The sequence below is a fragment of the Ectopseudomonas composti genome, assembly GCF_001567565.1.
Taxonomy (GTDB): Bacteria; Pseudomonadota; Gammaproteobacteria; order Pseudomonadales; family Pseudomonadaceae; genus Aquipseudomonas; species Aquipseudomonas composti_A.
Genome location: NZ_LSSW01000006.1, coordinates 49,362 through 66,397, shown reverse-complemented (window position 1 = coordinate 66,397; position 17,036 = coordinate 49,362). Strand labels below are relative to the sequence as shown.

Here is a 17,036-nt window from a genome sequence, read left to right as displayed (position 1 = left end):
CCACGTCCATCGCCCGCGCCCGCCTCATGTCCAATCAAACACTCGACCTCAATGCCCTCGCCCTGTCGATCAAGGACTGGGGGCGCGAGCTGGGCTTTCAGCAGGTCGGCATTACCGATGTCGAGCTGGGTGAGCACGAGGCGCACTTGCAACGCTGGCTGGCGGCCGGCTACCAGGGCGAAATGGACTACATGGCCGCCCATGGCAGCAAACGCTCGCACCCGGATGAGCTGGTGCCCGGTACCTTGCGCGTGGTGTCCCTGCGCATGGATTACTTGCCCGGCGATACGCAGATGGCTCAGCGCCTGAAGGAGCCGGAGCAGGCGTACGTGTCGCGCTACGCACTGGGCCGCGACTACCACAAGCTGATCCGCAAGCGCCTGCAGCAACTGGCCGAACGCATCCAGCAGCGGATCGGCCCATTTGGCTACCGCGCCTTCGTCGACAGCGCCCCAGTCCTGGAAAAGGCCATCGCCGCAAAGGCAGGCCTGGGCTGGATCGGCAAGAACACCCTGGTGCTCAACCGCAAGGCTGGCAGCTATTTCTTCCTTGGCGAGCTGTTCGTCGACATTGCACTGCCTGTCGATACCCCGCATACCAGCGAACATTGCGGGCGCTGCAGCGCGTGCATGGACATCTGCCCCACGGCCGCCTTCGCCGGCCCCTACATGCTGGATGCCCGGCGCTGCATCTCCTACCTGACCATCGAGCTCAAGGGCTCGATCCCGCAAGAACTGCGCGCGCCAATCGGCAACCGCGTGTTCGGCTGCGATGACTGCCAGATCGTCTGCCCCTGGAACCGCTTTGCCCGCCCCACCGAGCAGGGCGATTTCCAGCCACGCCACGGCCTAGACAACAGCGGCCTGGCCGAACTGTTCCTATGGACGGAAGAGGAGTTTCTCAGCCGAACCGAGGGTTCGCCGCTACGCCGCGCCGGCTATGAGCGCTGGCTGCGCAACCTGGCAGTCGGCCTGGGCAACGCGCCCTCGACCATCCCGGTGCTACAGGCCCTGCAGGCACGCCGGGAACACCCATCGGAACTGGTGCGCGAGCATGTCGAGTGGGCGCTGGATCGGCATGGCGCGCTCTAACCCAGCTGCAACCGGCGAGGGAATCGCCCGCTACGCCCTACAGGACGGGCCGACTCAGACCTTGAGGAAGTGCTTACGGTAGTGGCGCAGCTCGGCAATGGACTCGCGAATGTCATCCAGCGCCTGGTGCGTGCCGGTTTTCTCGAAGCTGTCCTTGACCTCGGGCGCCCACATCCCCGCCAGAATCTTCAGCGTCGACACGTCCAGGTAGCGGTAGTGGAAGTAGGCTTCCAGCGCCGGCATGTACTTGTAGAGGAAGCGACGATCCTGACCGATGCTGTTGCCGCAGATCGGCGACTTGCCCTTCGGCACCCACTGCTCGAGAAAGGCGATGGTCTGCGCCTCGGCCGTAGCGGCGTCGATCCGACTGTCACGCACACGCTGGGTCAAGCCACTCTGGCCATGGGTGCGAGTGTTCCACTCATCCATACCGGCCAGGGTCTCGTCGCTCTGATGGATGGCGATGACCGGCCCCTCGGCCAGCACGTTCAGCTCGCTATCGGTGACGATGGTGGCCATCTCGATGATCACGTCGTGCTCCGGCTCCAGGCCGGTCATTTCCAGGTCGATCCAGATCAGGTTGTTGGGGTTTTGCATGGTTGGCTGCTCCTAGACTCAGGCGCCAAGTCTAGCGGATATCCGCTCCCCTGATCTGCCAGAGAAACAGCGAGGTCTGCCGTCCTTGGTTGACCTCCAGCTGCCGGTCGGCCGGCGCCCCGGGAATCTCGAAGGTATTACTGATCAGCCAGCTGCCGGCAGTCATCTCAGCCTGCGCCTTGGCCCAGAGGCGAGGCATCGGCGCAGGCGAGAGAAAGCAGTAAACGACATCGAAAGACCGCAAATCGAGCCGCCAGATACTGCGATAGCGAATACTGCAGTTTTCCTGCAACAGGCAGCGCAACCAGGCGAGCACGAAAAGCAGCGGCGCCGTCTCGACTCCTACGAACTGCCCGCGCGGGAACTGCCGAGCCAGCCGCAGCAAGGTGCCTGCGGTGCCACAGCCGAGATCGACGAAACGCAGCGGCGGCTCAAGCTCGCTCAAGCACTGCTGCAGACGTTGCTGCGCCTTGCGCCCACTCAAGTAAAGCGGCACCTGCTCGCGCCAGCTGTTCCAGTTGACCAGAAGCAGCAGCACGAACCCCAGCAGGAACAGCCAGGCCGGCAAATCGACGCGCTGCAGCATCAGCAGCGCCGGCAGAAATGCCAGGTTTATCCACAACCACCAACGCGACAGCCCCAGGCGCCAACCGATGCCGGCGGCCAGCACGCCTTGCAGCAGGGCCACCGAAAACAGCGACATGCGCCAGGGCAGCAAGGCCAACAGATAGACCAGCACCACCACCAGCGCAATGGCCAATCCCTGCGCCAAAAGAGCACGCAGCAGCGGCAGCCGCAGCACCGCCCCCTCCCCGCCTGTCATCATTGCCAGCCTCTGCTCCTGACAGCCGAATGGCCACCAAGCGCTCATGCTAAACTCGCCGCGATCAACACTCCACTACCCCCCGGAAACTCCATGGCCAAACGCCAACTCAACCGCCGCCAGAGCTGGCGTATCGAAAAGATTCAGGGCGAACGCGCCGCTCGCGCCGCCAAACGCGAATCGCGGGCGGTGGAAGCACTGGAAGGCGGAGACCTGGGCCCGGAACAGACCGGCCTGGTGATTGCGCACTTCGGTGTGCAAGTGGAGATCGAGGGTTTACAGGGCGAGTCGGCCGGCCAGATCTTTCGCTGCCACCTACGCGCCAACCTGCCGGCGCTGGTCACCGGCGACCAGGTGGTCTGGCGCCCCGGCAATCAGGGTGACGGCGTCATCGTCGCGCAGCTGCCGAGAAACAGCGAACTGTGCCGCCCCGACATGCGCGGCCAGCTCAAGCCGGTGGCCGCCAACGTCGACCTGATCGTCATCGTTTTCGCGCCCCTGCCCGAACCGCACGCCAACCTGATCGATCGCTACCTGGTCGCCGCCGAACATGCCGGCATTAGCCCCCTGCTGCTGCTGAACAAGGCCGACCTGATCGACGAGCAGAACAAGGTGGCGCTGGATACGCTGCTCGCGGTCTATCGCCAGCTGGGCTACCCGCTGCTGGAGGTCTCGGCCCATCAGGGCGATGGCATGGAGCAGTTGAAGAAGCGCCTCGATGGCCACGTCAGCGTCTTCGTCGGCCAGTCCGGGGTGGGCAAGTCATCCCTGGTCAACAGCCTGCTGCCTGGGGTCGACACCCGAGTCGGCGCACTGTCGGAGTTGACCGGCAAGGGCACGCACACCACCACCACCGCGCGCCTGTTCCATTTCCCTGGCGGCGGTCAGCTGATCGACTCCCCCGGCATCCGCGAATTCGGCCTGGGCCATGTCAGCCGCGACGATGTGGAAGCCGGCTTCATCGAATTCCACGACCTGCTCGGGCGTTGCCGTTTTCGTGACTGCAAGCACGACCGCGAGCCCGGCTGTGCCCTGCTGCAAGCCCTGGAGGACGGCCGCGTGCAGCCTCAGCGCATGGCCAGCTACCGGCACATTCTCGCCAGCCTGCCGCAAGACGATTACTGATTGTTCAGTTGCTCGAGCGGGCTGTTGCCATTCTCGAAGATATTCAACCGCTCACGCAGTTGATCGGCCGGCAGTGCGTCGGCCGGCTGCGCAGGCGCAGTGCCGGCGGGCGTCGGCTCTTGAGCTGACGGCTCCGTACCCGCACCCTGCTCGCCCTCGATCGCGCGCTGCGCCTTCTTGGTCAGCACGACGATATCAATGCGCCGGTTGACGGGATTGAACGGATCCTCACGGTCAAACAGGGCCGACGAGGCATAACCGACGACCCGCGCCACCTGCTCGTCCGGATACCCACCCGCCACCAGGGTTCGCCGCGCGGCATTCGCGCGATTGGAGGACAGCTCCCAGTTGCCGAAATCGCCGCGCCCCGCGAAAGGCTTGGCATCGGTATGACCGCTGACGCTGATCTTGTTCGGTACCGCCCGAATGGTGTCGGCCATGGCCAGCAGGATGTCTTCAAAATAGGGCTGAAGATCAGCACTGCCGAGGGCGAACATGGGCCGGTTCTCGGCGTCCATGATCTGGATGCGCAGGCCATCCTGGGTGATCTCGAACAGAATCTGGTCCTTGAAACGCTGCAGTTCGGGGTTTTCCTCGACCTTGTTCTGCAGCTCCTGCAGCAGCAGCTCCAGACGCTCCTGCTCCATTTTCTCGGCCAGGGTTTCGACCTGATCCGTACTGACCCCCGTCTCATCCGGCTGGCTTTCCGGCGTCTCGGAAACGTCCGGATTGAGCGTCCGCTCGGGAGCCGGCGTCGGCGTGCCGCCGAGGTCGATGGCATAGGGACTGGCACTTTCGGTAAAGCCGATAGGGTCCTGGAAGTAACCGGAAATCGCGCGTTTCTGCTCAGGCGTGGCCGAGGACATCAGCCACATCACCAGGAAGAACGCCATCATGGCGGTAGCGAAGTCGGCAAAGGCGATCTTCCAGGCACCGCCATGGTGCCCGCCAGCGGTCTTCTTGACCCGTTTGACGATGATGGGTTGGTTATTTTCCATGGCTTAGTTGCCGCGCATGGCCTGCTCGAGCTCACTGAAGCTCGGGCGATGCGCTGGGTACAGCACCTTGCGCCCGAACTCGACAGCCAGGGTCGGCGGCATGCCGGAAGCGGATGCGACCAGCGTCGCCTTGATCGCCTCGTAAAGGTTCAACTCTTCCTTGGCGTCATGCTCCAGGGCCCCCGAAAGCGGACCGAAGAAACCGTAGGAAGCGAGAATACCGAGGAAGGTACCGACCAGCGCCGTACCCACTTTCTCGCCGATCTGCGCGTTGTCGGCCTCGGCAAGAATCGACATGGTGATCACGATACCCAGTACCGCCGCCACGATACCCATGGCCGGCATGCCGTCGGCGACCTTGGCCACTGCGTGGGCAGGGTGCTCCACTTCCTCCTTGAGGCTGGCCAGCTCCATGTCGAACAGGCCCTCCAGCTCGTGCGGCGCCATGTTGCCGGAGGACATGATGCGCAGGTAGTCGCAGATGAACGCCGTCATCCGCGCATCCTTGAGCACGCCAGGGTACTTGCTGAAGATCGGGCTGGCGTTGGGGTCCTCGACGTCCGCCTCGATGGCCATCATGCCCTCACGGCGGCTCTTGTTGAGAATCTCGTACAGCAGCTTGAGCACTTCGAGGTAATAGGCGTGAGTGAAACGGCTGCCGAACATGCTCAGCGACTTCTTGAACACAGTCATGAACATGCTGCCGGGGTTGGCCTGCAGGAATGCCCCGAGCGCCGCACCACCGATGATCATCACTTCGAAGGGGTGGACCAGTGCCATCAGATGACCGCCCGATAGCACGAACCCACCGAATACGCAGCCGAAAACGACGATGATGCCTATGATTTTTGCCATGAAAGAAACGCTTGAAGAGCCAAGAGGGTGGGTTATTAAAAACAACCCTTCTAATTATCGGAGCTTATACGCCAGACTATAGCCAGTTATGGTCAAAAGCCAGTTTCGACTCGAGCCAATATGTCGACGTCAAAGTCCCTGCCGCGCACGCTAGATGCCTGGGCACAACAACTGGGCAAATTGCCACTGCCAATCGAGCAGCAGCAGCATTTGCGTCTGCGTCGCATCCTCGCCGACAGCCGCCGGACCTGGCGCGAAATTGCCGAGGCGATAGAGGCAAGTCCCTCCTTTGCCTTGCAGGTACTACGTGAAGCCAACCAGTCGAACAACAGCCTCAGCGACCCCGCTGAAAGCGTCGAGACCGCCCTTTCGCGTCTGGGCCTGAGTCGTTGTGAAGCCCTGCTCAACCTTGCACCGGCCCTGCCAGAAAGTGACATGCCTCTGGCATTCAAGCAGATCCTGCTGATCAGCCAGCACGCCAGCCAACAGGCTCGCGGCCTGTTCGGCGCACGCCTGGCGCGCTTGTGGAATGAATTGCACGGCTGCAGCCTGCTGTTTCTCTCCCCTATCTGGCCGCTGCTGTGCGCTCATCCTCAGCTCTTCGAAGCCTGGGAGCAGCGCGTACTGCTCAAGGGCGAGCGCCCTGCCGTGGTCGAAAAGGAATTGCTCGGCGTCAGCCTGATTCAGCTGTGCGTCAAACTGGCCGAGCGCTGGCGCCTGCCCGAATGGATCGTACGCAGCTACCGTTTGCTGGAGCGAGATCGACGCCAACTGGTCAAGGCGTTGCACATCGCCCGCGACAATGAACATCCCCTGCATCAACAGCAGATGCTCGACGCCGACACGCCCTTGCGACACTGGCTCACTCATCCGGGCAACTGCGTGCTGCTGGCCAACGGCCTCGCGGTATCGGCGCACCAGGCCTGGAACAGCGCACACAGCCTGCGCTGGCAGCGCTTGACCGGTTTGTATCTGCAGATACCTCTGAACGAGCTGCAGCAGGAAGTGCATCAGCACGCCGTGAGCAGCGCACGCCTGATTCATGACCCTACACTCTGGCACCCGGCGCAGGCGCTGATCTGGCCTTGGGACGCCCACCGCCTGACGCCAGCCGCGAGCGTCGCGGCGCCACCCAAACGCGATGACCTCGCCACCTGGCGTCAGCACTGTGCACGCCTGCTCGCCGAGCCCAGTGTTTTCGCCAACGTGCCGCAGCTGACTGGCTGCGCCCGCGACGCCTTGCAGGCGTGCGGCCTGAAGCGCGTACTGCTGCTGCTTGCCGATCGCCAGCACACCCGCCTGCAAACCCAGCAGCAGGCCGGCCTGGAGGCCAGAGCAGCCAACCTCAGCCTCGACCCGGCACAGAGCCAGGTCTTGAAGCGCCTGCTCAGCGCGCCGGGTCAGTTGCGCCTGACACCCGGCAACGTGGCGCAGTTCTCGGCGCTGCTGCCGGGCAACCTCAAGGCACTGTTTCCCAGCGAGCACCTGCTGCTGCGCTCGCTGGCCAGCAATGGCCGGGTGGTGATGCTGGTAGTCGCGGACCAGGGCGGCCAGCCGCTCAACGACCTGAGCCTGCAAGCTTTCGGCAAGACCGTGCAGTGCATCGAACGCGCGCTCGGCAGCTTTTCCAGACGCGGGCGCTGAAGCGACCTGTTTCCGCTACAATCGACCTCTTTTCATACGAGGAGGCCGTCATGTCCGCCTTCGACAACCTGCCCCTGGTGATCGAGCCGGCCGAGCTGGCCGAACGCCTGGACGCCAGCGATCTGATCCTGCTCGACCTGAGCGGCGCAGCACGCTACGCAGCGGGCCATATCCCCGGCGCGCGCTGGGTCGATGCCAAGCGCACGCAGCTGGGCCAGCCGCCGGCTCCCGGCCTGTGTCCCGAGCGCCCCAAGCTGGAGGCGCTGTTCGCCGACATCGGTCACCGCCCGGACGCCACATATGTGGTCTACGACGACGAAGGCGGCCCCTGGGCCGGTCGTTTCATCTGGCTGCTCGACGTGATCGGTCATCAGCGCTACCACTTCCTCAACGGCGGCTTGCAGGCCTGGGTCGGCGACGGTCTCGAGCTGAGCCAGGAAGTACCCAGCGTCACCCGCAGCGAAGTGCAACTGACGCTGAGCGATGCCCCCACAGCAACCCGCGACTACATAGAGTCGCGCCTGGGGCAGAGCGACATGGCCATCTGGGACGTGCGCGGCGCAGATGAGTACCGCGGCGAAAAACTCAGCTCGGCACGTGGCGGGCATATCCCCGGCGCCACCCACTTCGAGTGGACGGCCGGCATGGACCCACAGCGCGGCATGCGCATCCGCACCGACATCGCCGACGTTCTGCAAGGCCTGGGCATCACGCCCGACAAGGAAGTGATCACCCACTGCCAGACGCACCGCCGCTCCGGCTTCAGCTACGTGGTCGCCAAGGCGCTCGGTTATCCGCGCGTGAAGGCTTACGCAGGCTCCTGGTCCGAGTGGGGCAACCTGCCCGATACCCCCATCGAACGCTGAACGCGTCGACGATCAGATATCCCCGGCCTGGCCAAGCCAGTGCCGGTTCAGAACCTTCAAGGAAGCACGATGAAACAACGTCTCTTTATCCTCAGCCAGTACCTGCTGCCTCACCACCTGCTGTCGCGCCTGATCGGCTGCGTCGCCGAATGCCGTATCGGCTGGCTGAAGAATCCACTGATCTCGTGGTTCGCCAAGCAATACCAGGTCAACATGAGCGAAGCGCAAGTCGAAGACCTGCGCGCCTTCGAGCACTTCAACGCCTTCTTCACCCGCGCCCTGAAAGATGGCGCCCGCCCGCTGGATGAAACCCCCGGCGCCATTCTCAGCCCTGCCGACGGCGCTATCAGCCAGCTCGGCGCCATCGAGCATGGCCGCATCTTCCAGGCCAAGGGCCACAGTTTCAGTGCGGTCGAACTGCTCGGCGGTGATGCCGAGCGCGCGGCACCGTTCATGGGCGGCCAGTTCGCCACCGTGTACCTCTCGCCCAAGGACTACCACCGCGTGCACATGCCACTGGGCGGCACACTGAAGGAGATGGTCTACGTGCCGGGCCGCCTGTTCTCGGTCAACCAGACCACGGCGGAGAACGTACCTGAACTGTTCGCCCGCAACGAGCGCGTGGTCTGCCTGTTCGATACCGAGCGCGGCCCGATGGCCGTGGTACTGGTCGGCGCGATGATCGTTGCCAGCGTCGAAACCGTGTGGGCCGGGCTGGTCACGCCGCCCAAGCGCGAACTGAAGAGCACTCGCTATGACGCGCATGCGCGCGGCCCGATCGAACTGGCCACAGGAGCGGAAATGGGTCGTTTCAAACTGGGTTCAACTGCCATCGTCCTGTTCGGCCCGAATCAGGTGCAATGGGCCGCAGAGCTGGATGCCGGCAGCGCGGTACGCATGGGCCAACTGCTGGGCAACGCTCAGGGCTGAACGCCAAGGAACAGGAACCCGCATAACGACGGTCTGGTCAAAGATCCATACCCTGCCTGGGTTGCCCGTCCAAGTGGACGGGCTGCCAGCGCAGCCAGATGCTGCTAGAGTTCGAAAGACTATTACTAGAGCCGCTTGCTAGTGCGTGGCCGGAGCCTCCAAGTTTGATGGATAAACAGAGTACCCACCTTCAGCTACTGCGCGTACCCACGCCAAGCAAGCAGAGCCTCAGCTTCTGTGACGGCACTCCCCGCGATCTCAAACGCTGGATTGCAGGCCTACCCAAGGCGAACATCGGTGAAACCGCGCGGCAGTTGTATCAGAGCCTGGTGGAACTCAACCAACTCCTCACCCCTTCGGAAAACCGCCTGCAACTGCTCGAGCTGCTGCGCCCGGAGGTCAGCTTCGTCTGCCAGCATCTGGAGCGGCACTTCCTCAACCAGGCCATCGTGCTCGATGAGCGCCCACGTAAGGTAGCCAACCTGTGCCAGGCGCTGCAGAACCACCTGGCCGTCGGCTACAAACTGATCATCTCCCGCGTTATCAGCCGCAGCGGCAAGGATCGCGAGCAACTGCTCGCCGTCGCCCTGCAACGCGCCAGCCACAGCCTGTGCAGCCCGCTGATCCGCGCCAGCCAGCTTTACTGCCCGGTGCCCGAGGGACTCTGGCTGGAGCTGCACCAGCTGTATCAGATCGCCTGCGAGCAACGCCTGCAGCGTCAGGTCATTCGTGATCCACTGGCCCGCCACACCCAAGGCCTGAGCACCGAACAGTCCTACGTGACCGCACTGCTGCTAGGCTGCGCCCGCACCAACCAGATGCGGCAGAACGGCATCGCCCGCCTGGCAGAAGCGCTGGAGCCCTGGAGCACGCTGGTCAAGCTGCAGCCGGGTGACCATCCGGACAGCCTGTTCGTACTGGCGCCGCAGATCGACGGCCCACCACGCTACAAGTCGCTGTACCAGAGCAGCGAGTTGCACAACCTGTTGGGTATCGATACGCAGCCACTGGTCGATGCGATCAAGGAATACCTCGAACTGCCGGAAGAGGAGCGCAGCAAATCGCGCCTGATGATTCCGGAAGGCATCAGCCTCGACCTGCTACAACATGTCGCAGCAGCCTGGGGTGACATCGCCGAGCGCACCTTCCAGCGCACACCGGGCCAGGGCAACCTGACCCTGTGCATCGGCATGACCGCATTGCATTTCTTCCTCTCCGGCAAGCGCAGCTTCGCCGAAGTACTCAAGCGTCCGGTCGAACTGGGCGCCGCGGTATTCAAGCCAACGACCGGCGAGCCTGACGTCTGGTCGAACGCCTTCGACGCTCAGCGCACTGCCGCTGACGAAATCCATTTCGAAGAAATCCAGTACACCAAGGTGACGCCTGGCGAACAGCCGCAACCCACGAGCAGCAGCGAGGACTATCCGACCTTCCCGCTGGCCATCGTCAATCACAGCCCAGGCGGCTACTGCCTGTCCTGGCCCAAGGACGTGCCCAGCCAGTTGCAGGCCGGCGAGTTGCTCGGCGTGCAGGACAACCCGAGCCAGGGCTGGAGCGTGGCCATCGTGCGCTGGATTCGCCAGGTTCGCGGTGGCGGCACGCAGATGGGCATCGAACTGATCGCCCCGCATGCACGCCCATGCGGCCTGCAGCTGCTGCGCAAATCCGAACAGAGCAGCCAGTACCTGCGCGCCCTGCTGCTGCCGGAAATCAGCGCCATCTCCCGCCCTGCCAGCCTGATCACCCCGCGCCTGCCGTTCCAGGAGGGCAGCAAGGTGATGATCAACGACCACGGCGAGGAGCATCGCGCCATGCTCACCCACAAGCAGGTCAGCACCGGCAGCTTCAGTCAGTTCGAGTACCGCCGCGTGGGCGAAGAAGAAGGCGCAGCCGGGACACCGGTCACAGCCTCGCAAAGCCAGAAGCCTGCCGGGGAGGAAGATTTTGACTCGCTCTGGAAGTCGCTGTAGGCTCCGCCAGACTCACCATTTGTCGCCTTTTCGCGTCCGTTCGGCGCGGTATTGACTCCCCTATGGCCATCGAAAAAAAAACCATCCGCCTGCTGATTCTCGAAGACTCGCAGAACGAAGCTGAGCGCTTGGTCAGTCTGTTCCGCAACGCCGGTCACGCCACCCGTGTGCACCGTTTGACCTCCAGCGACGACCTTGCAGAGACCCTGCAACAGACCTGGGATCTGCTGATCTGCGCGCCAAGCAGCGAGCAGCTCGAGCCTAGCGAGGCGATTACCGCCATCCGCCGCCAGGCCAAGGATATTCCGGTCATCCAGCTGATCGAAGACAACGACTCGGAGATCATTACCGAGGCGCTCCTGTTCGGCGCCCAGGATGCCTTGCCGCAAGGCGAGGACGAGCGCCTGGTGCTGGTGGCCAAGCGCGAGCTGGCCAACCTCGAGGAGCGCCGCGCCCGCCGCGCCGCGGAAGTGGCGTTGCGCGAGGCAGAGAAACGCTGCCAGCTGCTGCTCGAGAGTTCGGTGGACGCCATCACCTATGTCCACGAAGGCATGCACATCTACGCCAACCGTGCGTACCTGGAGCTGTTCCGCTACGAAGATGGCGACGAGCTCGAAGGCATGCCGATGATCGACCTGATTGCCAGTGCCGATCATGGGTCCTTCAAGGACTTCCTGAAGAACTACCAGAGCGCCGAAGGCCACGCCGAGCTCAACTGCCAGGGCGTGCGAGCCGACGGCAGCAGCTTCGCCGCGCAGATGAGTTTTTCGCCGGCCACCTACGACGGCGAGCCGTGCATTCAGGTGGTGATTCGCGCGGAAACCTCCAACGCCGAACTGGAAGAGAAACTGCGCGAGATCAGCAGCCAGGACCTGGTCACCGGCCTGTTCAACCGCAACCATTTCCTCGAACTGATGGACAACGCTGCCGAGCGCGCCATCAGCACTGGCCAGCCCTCGACCCTGGCGTACATCCGCGTCGACCGCTGCGCCAGCATGCAGGGCGAAATCGGCCTGGCCGGCATCGACCTGCTGCTGACTGACCTGGCTGGCCTGCTGCGCGCGCACTTCCCGGCGCAAACCCAGCTGGCCCGCTTCGGTGACGACGTGTTCGCCGCCCTGCTGCCGGGCCAGACGCCCGAGCAATGCGAAGCCAGTCTGGCAGCGCTGTTGAAGAAGGTCGAAGGCCACCTGTTCGACGTCAGCGGGCGCACCGCCCAGACCACGCTGTCGGTAGGCGTTGCCGGCCTCAGCGAGAAAACCGCCAAGGCCCAGGAAGTCATCGACCGTGCGCACCGCTGCGCGGATGAACTCAACGATGGCAATGCCATCAAGCTGTTCAACCCGGCCGACGAACTGGCTGCCGCCGCCAACCGCGGCAACCTGCTGGCGATGGTGCAGCAGGCACTGGAGAACAACAGCTTCCGCCTGCTGTTCCAGCCGATCATCAGCCTGCGTGGCGATGCCCACGAACACTATGAAGTACTGCTGCGCCTGCTCAGCCCGCAGGGTGAAGAGGTGCCGCCGATGCAGTTCCTCGCAGCCGCCAAGGACGCCGGGCTGGGCGAGAAGATCGACCGCTGGGTGATCCTCAACTCGATCAAGTTGCTGGCCGATCATCGCTCCAAAGGTCACAACACGCGTCTGTTCGTGCACCTGTCCAGCGCCAGCCTGCAAGACCAGACACTGCTGCCCTGGCTCAGCGTCGCGCTCAAGGCTGCACGCCTGCCGTCGGATTCACTGGTGTTCCAGTTCAGCGAGCCAGATGCCATCGCCTACCTGAAGCAGGCCAAGGCCCTGACCCAGGGCCTGGCGGAGCTGCACTGCAAGGCGGCGCTGAGCCAGTTCGGCTGCGCGCTGAACCCATTCAACACGCTCAAGCACCTGCAAGTGGACTTCGTCAAAGTCGACGGCTCGTTCTCCCAGGACCTGACCAACGCCGACAACCAGGAAGCGCTGAAGACGCTGCTCAGCAGCCTGCATGCCCAGGCCAAGCTGACCATCGTGCCCTTCGTCGAGAGCGCCAGCGTGCTGGCCACACTGTGGCAGGCCGGGGTCAACTTCATTCAGGGTTACTACCTGCAGGGCCCGAGCCAGTCGATGGACTACGACTTCTCGGCCGGCGACGAATAAACCCGCGCCCAAGAAAAAGCCGCCTGTTCAGGCGGCTTTTTCATTTCCGAAATACCTTGGCTCAGTCCTGCCCCTCGCGGTCGCGAAAACCTAGCAGGTAGAGGATGCCGTCCAGGCCCAAGGTGGAGATTGCCTGCTTGGCCGACTGCTTGACCAGTGGTTTGGCGCGGAAGGCCACGCCGAGACCGGCCAGGCCGAGCATCGGCAGGTCATTGGCACCGTCGCCAACGGCGATGGTCTGCTCCAGCTGCAGGCCTTCCTTCTGCGCCAGCTCGCGCAGCAGATCGGCCTTGCGCTGGGCATCGACGATGGGCTCGACGGCCACGCCGGTAACCTTGCCGTTCTCGATCTGCAGCTCGTTGGCGAACACGTAGTCGATACCCAGCTTGGCCTGCAGTTGCCTGGCGAAGTAGGTGAAGCCGCCCGACAGAATCGCAGTCTTGTAACCCAGGCGCTTGAGTTCGGCGAACAGCACCTCGGCGCCCTCGGTCAGGCGCAGGGACGCGCCGATCTCTTCCAGCACGTCCTCCGACAACCCCTGCAGCAAGCCCAGGCGTTCCTTGAAGCTGGCGCGGAAATCCAGCTCGCCGCGCATGGCGCGTTCGGTGATTTCGGCAACCTGCTCACCGACACCCGCGGCCTTGGCCAGTTCGTCGATCACCTCGGCCTCGATCAGCGTCGAGTCCATATCGAATACGGCCAGGCGGCGATTGCGACGGAACACCGAATCACGCTGGAAGGCGATGTCGACGTTGAGCTCCTGCGCCACGCTGAGGAACTCGGCGCGCAGGGCTGCAGGATCGGCTGGCTCGCCACGCACCGAGAACTCGATACAGCCCTTGCCCTGCTCGGCCGGCATGTCCAGTGGCATACGCCCGGAAAGACGGTCGATATGATCGATATTCAGGCCGTACTTGGCGGTGATGGCACTGACGCGCTGCAACTGCTCGGCGCTGACCTTGCGTGTCAGCAGGGTAACGATATGGCGGGCCTTGCCCTGGCCACCAACCCACTGCCGGTAGTCGTCTTCCGAAACCGGCGTGAAACGTACCTGCTGGTCGAGTTCGTAGGCAGTGAACAGCAGATCCTTGAGCACCGACTGGGAGCGACCGTTGTCCGGAATCTCGATGAGGATGCCGAACGACAGGGTGTCGTGGATCACCGCCTGGCCGATATCGAGGATGTTCACCCCGCCCTGAGCCAGCACGCCAGTGATGGCAGCGGTGAGTCCGGGGCGATCTTCGCCGGTGATATTGATCAGGACGATTTCGCGCAAGACGCACCCTCCAAGGCAAGCGATTGAGGCAGGCCAGCGGCGAATTGACCACCGACCGACGAAAAGGCGCACATTCTACCCAGTTTCCCGCCGATCCGGGCAGCCATGCGCTTTGCCCACTCCAGGCCGCTCGCTATACTGCGCGGCAACTTCAGTCGACAAGAGCCGTGCTCTGTGAACCGGCCCGCGCCCGCCAAACCCGATAATTTCTTCATCATGATCTTCCACGCGCTGCGTCAGCGGCGGGTGCCCCTGGTGCTGCGCATCGCCAGCCACAGCCTGCTGCTGGTAGCCCTGGCGATGGTCATCTATGCCTGGGTCATGGGCATGCAGTTCAAGCAGGCCATGCAGCAACAGGCCGATGCACTGGGCCAGGCACTGATCACCCAGACAGCGGCGTCAGCCACCGAACTGCTGGTGTCCAACGACATCCTCAGCCTCAATGTGCTGCTGAACAATCTGGCGAAGAACCCACTGGTGGCCCATGCCGCCATCTACAGCGTGGATAACCGCATCCTCGCCGAAGCCGGGTCGCGTCCGACGCGCAGCGTACTGGGCGAAACCGAGGGCCTTTACTCCACGCCCATCACCTTCCAGGAGGTGATCGCCGGGCAGTTGCGCATAAGCCTGGACATGGGCCAGTTCCAGCAGCCGATGACCATCAGCTTGCAGAGCATGGGCATTCTCAGCCTCATTCTGCTGGCCCTGACCCTGTCGCTGAGCATGCGCCTGGGCCGCTACATTTCCACGCCATTGCTGCAAATGCGCCTGTGGCTACGTGACCCGGACGACCCTGCGCCAGGCGCGGGGCGCAACGACGAGATCGGCGATCTGGCGCGCCAACTGCAGGCTCGACTGGTACCGGAAAAGCCGGAGCCCGAGCCGGAGCTGGATGACGAGCCACTGCTGGACGATAACAGCGAAGACTATCTGCACGACGAGCCTGCCGACGAACCTCGCGAGCCCCGCGCCGAGCATGAGTTCGACGAAGCGGACCTGCACGAGGACGAGGACGAGCCGCTCAAGCCCTGGCCCGAGTCGATAGAGCCGGACGATCCCTTCTCCGACCTGCGTGACGACTCCGCAACGCCTACGCCGGCAGCCAAGGCCCCACGCCCCTCGCAAACCAGCGCCGTGCTGGCCATTCAACTCGGCGCGCAGGAACAACTGCGGCGCCTGCCGCGGACGCGACTGCTGGATCTGCTGGATCGCTATCGGGGCTGCCTGGAGCAGGCCTCCGCGCTGTATCAGGGGCGACTGCACACGCTCAAGGACGGCAGCAGTCTCATGCTGTTCCATGAACGCGAATGCGGTGAGGACTACCTGACCCACGCCATCTGCTGCGGTGAGCTGATGCGCGCCCTGGGCCACGCCCTGCAGATTGAGGTCGCCGACAGCGGCATCACCCTGCAACTACAGCTCGGGCTGACCTTGGGCCGTGATCTGGAAGAGCTGGGCCAGGCCGACCTGCTGCTCAGCGACAGCGCCCTGGACGCCCTGGCCTTGTCGCAACACAGCCGTAATCTGCTGCTGGTCGAACAACGCGTTGCGCAAGATGCCCTGGCTCGCCAGCGCGCCCGCATCCGCCCGATCGCCAGCCCGGAAGGTGCCAGCTGCGTGGAGCGCCTGCTCGATCCTTACCCGGCACTGCTGGAACGGCAACTGACGCGCATGCACGACAGCCGGGCGCAGTGACGCCCGGCCTCGACTAGGCGCTGACCAAGGCTCGCCGCTGCGGCGTCTTCACGCCGTAGCGCTGCAGCCAGTCCTTCCAGCGAATCCGCTCGTCGCGCACCAGCCAGCCATCCTGCTCGGCAAAACTTTCCGACAGCCACACCCCTCGGGTGCTGGCGGGCAACAGCTCACCCTTGCGCAAGGTGAACAGCCCTCCACTGGGCACTCCGCGCTGCAGCGCCAACAAGAAGATATCCGGCCGCCGACGCTCCAGGCGCGCCACCAGGCGGCCGTCTTCCAGGCACTCGTCGACGTGGAACAGGCTCAACTGGCGAGCGTCGCGCGGCAACTCCAGACTCAGGTCGTAGACCAGTTGCAAGGACGCCGTGGGCAGATGCACATAGGCGCGCGGGCGCTCGAGCAAGGTCAGGTTGCCGCACTGCACCGGCCGCGCGGCGCCAGACAGTGGACTGAGTCGAAAGTGACTCGACTCGCGATAACGCAGCGTGTCCTGATAGGGCGTAGGCAACCAGGTATCGGCGAAACGCCCGCCCAGCCAACCATCGGCACTTTCCAGCAGGCACTCCTCGGCGACCTCCTGAATGGCGGTGAGCAGCGGCAGGTTCAGCTCATGCGCCGGCACATAGCCGGAAATCAGCTTGAGTACGGTGTCACCCCGATCCGGACGCCGCTGACGCACCAGCAACCAGTAATCACGGCCATGCAGGCGCAGGGTCAGGCGTACGGATACACCGAGATTGGCCAGCTCGACGGAGAAACGCGAGCTATCCGCCACCTCTAGCGGGCGACGGCGTTCGAGCATCTGCTGGAAATTCAGCGGCTGCCCCAGGCTCTGGTAGCTCAGCCCATCGGGGCTGGCCTCGACGAACAGCGGCAGGGTCTTGAAGTTACTCGGGTCCTTGCGGATCAGCGTACGCGACATCTCGACTCCTTGTTCCGGCTGGACGTGAGAGCCGGTGAAGGGCCCTCACGCGAGGATCAGGTTGAAGCGAAAACCGCTCAAGGCTGCCCCAAGCCGACCACCCAGCACAACC

14 protein-coding genes are annotated in these 17,036 nt (G+C 63.9%); 8 read left to right on the top strand and 6 right to left on the bottom strand.

The annotated features are described in order from the left end of the window. Positions 1-26 precede the first annotated feature (26 nt). Positions 27-1,091: a tRNA epoxyqueuosine(34) reductase QueG gene (gene queG / locus PCLY_RS01280; RefSeq protein ID WP_061237438.1), complete on the top strand. Its 1,065-nt coding sequence runs from the start codon at positions 27-29 to the stop codon at positions 1,089-1,091. 54 nt (positions 1,092-1,145) lie between these two features. On the opposite strand, the gene orn is transcribed toward queG, so the two are convergent. Continuing rightward, positions 1,146-1,688 (bottom strand): oligoribonuclease, encoded by a 543-nt coding sequence (gene orn, locus PCLY_RS01275; RefSeq protein WP_061237437.1) that lies wholly within the window; start codon positions 1,686-1,688, stop codon positions 1,146-1,148. Between the two features lie 31 nt (positions 1,689-1,719). Then, on the bottom strand, positions 1,720-2,514 hold the full coding sequence (locus PCLY_RS01270) for a class I SAM-dependent methyltransferase (protein WP_061237436.1): 795 nt from the start codon (positions 2,512-2,514) through the stop codon (positions 1,720-1,722). Positions 2,515-2,604: 90 nt separating this feature from the next. Here PCLY_RS01270 and rsgA point away from each other — a divergent pair, with 90 nt between their 5' ends. After that, the gene (gene rsgA / locus PCLY_RS01265) at positions 2,605-3,636 is read left to right on the top strand and encodes a small ribosomal subunit biogenesis GTPase RsgA (protein ID WP_061237435.1); all 1,032 of its coding nucleotides are present in this window, start codon (positions 2,605-2,607) and stop codon (positions 3,634-3,636) included. Here the strand turns inward: rsgA and motB are convergent. Together motB and motA are read right to left on the bottom strand one after the other, a co-directional pair. After that, on the bottom strand, positions 3,630-4,634 hold the full coding sequence (gene motB, locus PCLY_RS01260) for a flagellar motor protein MotB (RefSeq protein WP_061237434.1): 1,005 nt from the start codon (positions 4,632-4,634) through the stop codon (positions 3,630-3,632). The two genes, rsgA and motB, sit on opposite strands and share 7 nt — an antisense overlap. 3 nt (positions 4,635-4,637) lie before the next feature. Next, complete coding sequence (gene motA / locus PCLY_RS01255) at positions 4,638-5,489, bottom strand: flagellar motor stator protein MotA (protein ID WP_061237433.1); 852 nt, start codon at positions 5,487-5,489, stop codon at positions 4,638-4,640. A 120-nt stretch (positions 5,490-5,609) separates the two neighbouring features. On the opposite strand from motA, the gene PCLY_RS01250 reads away from it, so the two are divergent. From PCLY_RS01250 to PCLY_RS01230, 5 genes are all read left to right on the top strand, one after another. Then, the gene (locus tag PCLY_RS01250; RefSeq protein WP_061237432.1) at positions 5,610-7,133 is read left to right on the top strand and encodes an HDOD domain-containing protein; all 1,524 of its coding nucleotides are present in this window, start codon (positions 5,610-5,612) and stop codon (positions 7,131-7,133) included. A 50-nt stretch (positions 7,134-7,183) separates the two neighbouring features. Then, positions 7,184-7,999: a rhodanese-like domain-containing protein gene (locus PCLY_RS01245; protein WP_061237431.1), complete on the top strand. Its 816-nt coding sequence runs from the start codon at positions 7,184-7,186 to the stop codon at positions 7,997-7,999. A 69-nt stretch (positions 8,000-8,068) separates the two neighbouring features. Beyond that, positions 8,069-8,929: an archaetidylserine decarboxylase gene (asd, locus tag PCLY_RS01240; RefSeq protein WP_061237430.1), complete on the top strand. Its 861-nt coding sequence runs from the start codon at positions 8,069-8,071 to the stop codon at positions 8,927-8,929. 167 nt (positions 8,930-9,096) lie between these two features. Continuing rightward, complete coding sequence (locus PCLY_RS01235) at positions 9,097-10,899, top strand: hypothetical protein (protein WP_061237429.1); 1,803 nt, start codon at positions 9,097-9,099, stop codon at positions 10,897-10,899. A 62-nt stretch (positions 10,900-10,961) separates the two neighbouring features. After that, a complete protein-coding gene (locus tag PCLY_RS01230; RefSeq protein ID WP_061237428.1) occupies positions 10,962-13,031 on the top strand; it encodes an EAL domain-containing response regulator in 2,070 nt (689 codons plus the stop codon). Positions 13,032-13,092: 61 nt separating this feature from the next. On the opposite strand, the gene serB is transcribed toward PCLY_RS01230, so the two are convergent. After that, a complete protein-coding gene (serB, locus tag PCLY_RS01225; protein WP_061237427.1) occupies positions 13,093-14,307 on the bottom strand; it encodes a phosphoserine phosphatase SerB in 1,215 nt (404 codons plus the stop codon). Between the two features lie 174 nt (positions 14,308-14,481). Between serB and PCLY_RS01220 the strand changes: the two genes are divergently transcribed. After that, the gene (locus tag PCLY_RS01220; RefSeq protein WP_061237426.1) at positions 14,482-16,002 is read left to right on the top strand and encodes an AhpA/YtjB family protein; all 1,521 of its coding nucleotides are present in this window, start codon (positions 14,482-14,484) and stop codon (positions 16,000-16,002) included. A gap of 13 nt (positions 16,003-16,015) precedes the next feature. On the opposite strand, the gene PCLY_RS01215 is transcribed toward PCLY_RS01220, so the two are convergent. Further along, on the bottom strand, positions 16,016-16,924 hold the full coding sequence (locus PCLY_RS01215; protein ID WP_061237425.1) for a hypothetical protein: 909 nt from the start codon (positions 16,922-16,924) through the stop codon (positions 16,016-16,018). Positions 16,925-17,036: the final 112 nt, after the last annotated feature.

Bases quoted from the DNA above. Each gene is read 5' to 3' on its own strand.
- queG (WP_061237438.1), top strand. From the start codon at position 27: ATGTCCAATCAAACACTCGACCTCAATGCCCTCGCCCTGTCGATCAAG.
- orn (WP_061237437.1), bottom strand. From the start codon at position 1,688: ATGCAAAACCCCAACAACCTGATCTGGATCGACCTGGAAATGACCGGC.
- PCLY_RS01270 (WP_061237436.1), bottom strand. From the start codon at position 2,514: ATGATGACAGGCGGGGAGGGGGCGGTGCTGCGGCTGCCGCTGCTGCGT.
- rsgA (WP_061237435.1), top strand. From the start codon at position 2,605: ATGGCCAAACGCCAACTCAACCGCCGCCAGAGCTGGCGTATCGAAAAG.
- motB (WP_061237434.1), bottom strand. From the start codon at position 4,634: ATGGAAAATAACCAACCCATCATCGTCAAACGGGTCAAGAAGACCGCT.
- motA (WP_061237433.1), bottom strand. From the start codon at position 5,489: ATGGCAAAAATCATAGGCATCATCGTCGTTTTCGGCTGCGTATTCGGT.
- PCLY_RS01250 (WP_061237432.1), top strand. From the start codon at position 5,610: ATGTCGACGTCAAAGTCCCTGCCGCGCACGCTAGATGCCTGGGCACAA.
- PCLY_RS01245 (WP_061237431.1), top strand. From the start codon at position 7,184: ATGTCCGCCTTCGACAACCTGCCCCTGGTGATCGAGCCGGCCGAGCTG.
- asd (WP_061237430.1), top strand. From the start codon at position 8,069: ATGAAACAACGTCTCTTTATCCTCAGCCAGTACCTGCTGCCTCACCAC.
- PCLY_RS01235 (WP_061237429.1), top strand. From the start codon at position 9,097: ATGGATAAACAGAGTACCCACCTTCAGCTACTGCGCGTACCCACGCCA.
- PCLY_RS01230 (WP_061237428.1), top strand. From the start codon at position 10,962: ATGGCCATCGAAAAAAAAACCATCCGCCTGCTGATTCTCGAAGACTCG.
- PCLY_RS01215 (WP_061237425.1), bottom strand. From the start codon at position 16,924: ATGTCGCGTACGCTGATCCGCAAGGACCCGAGTAACTTCAAGACCCTG.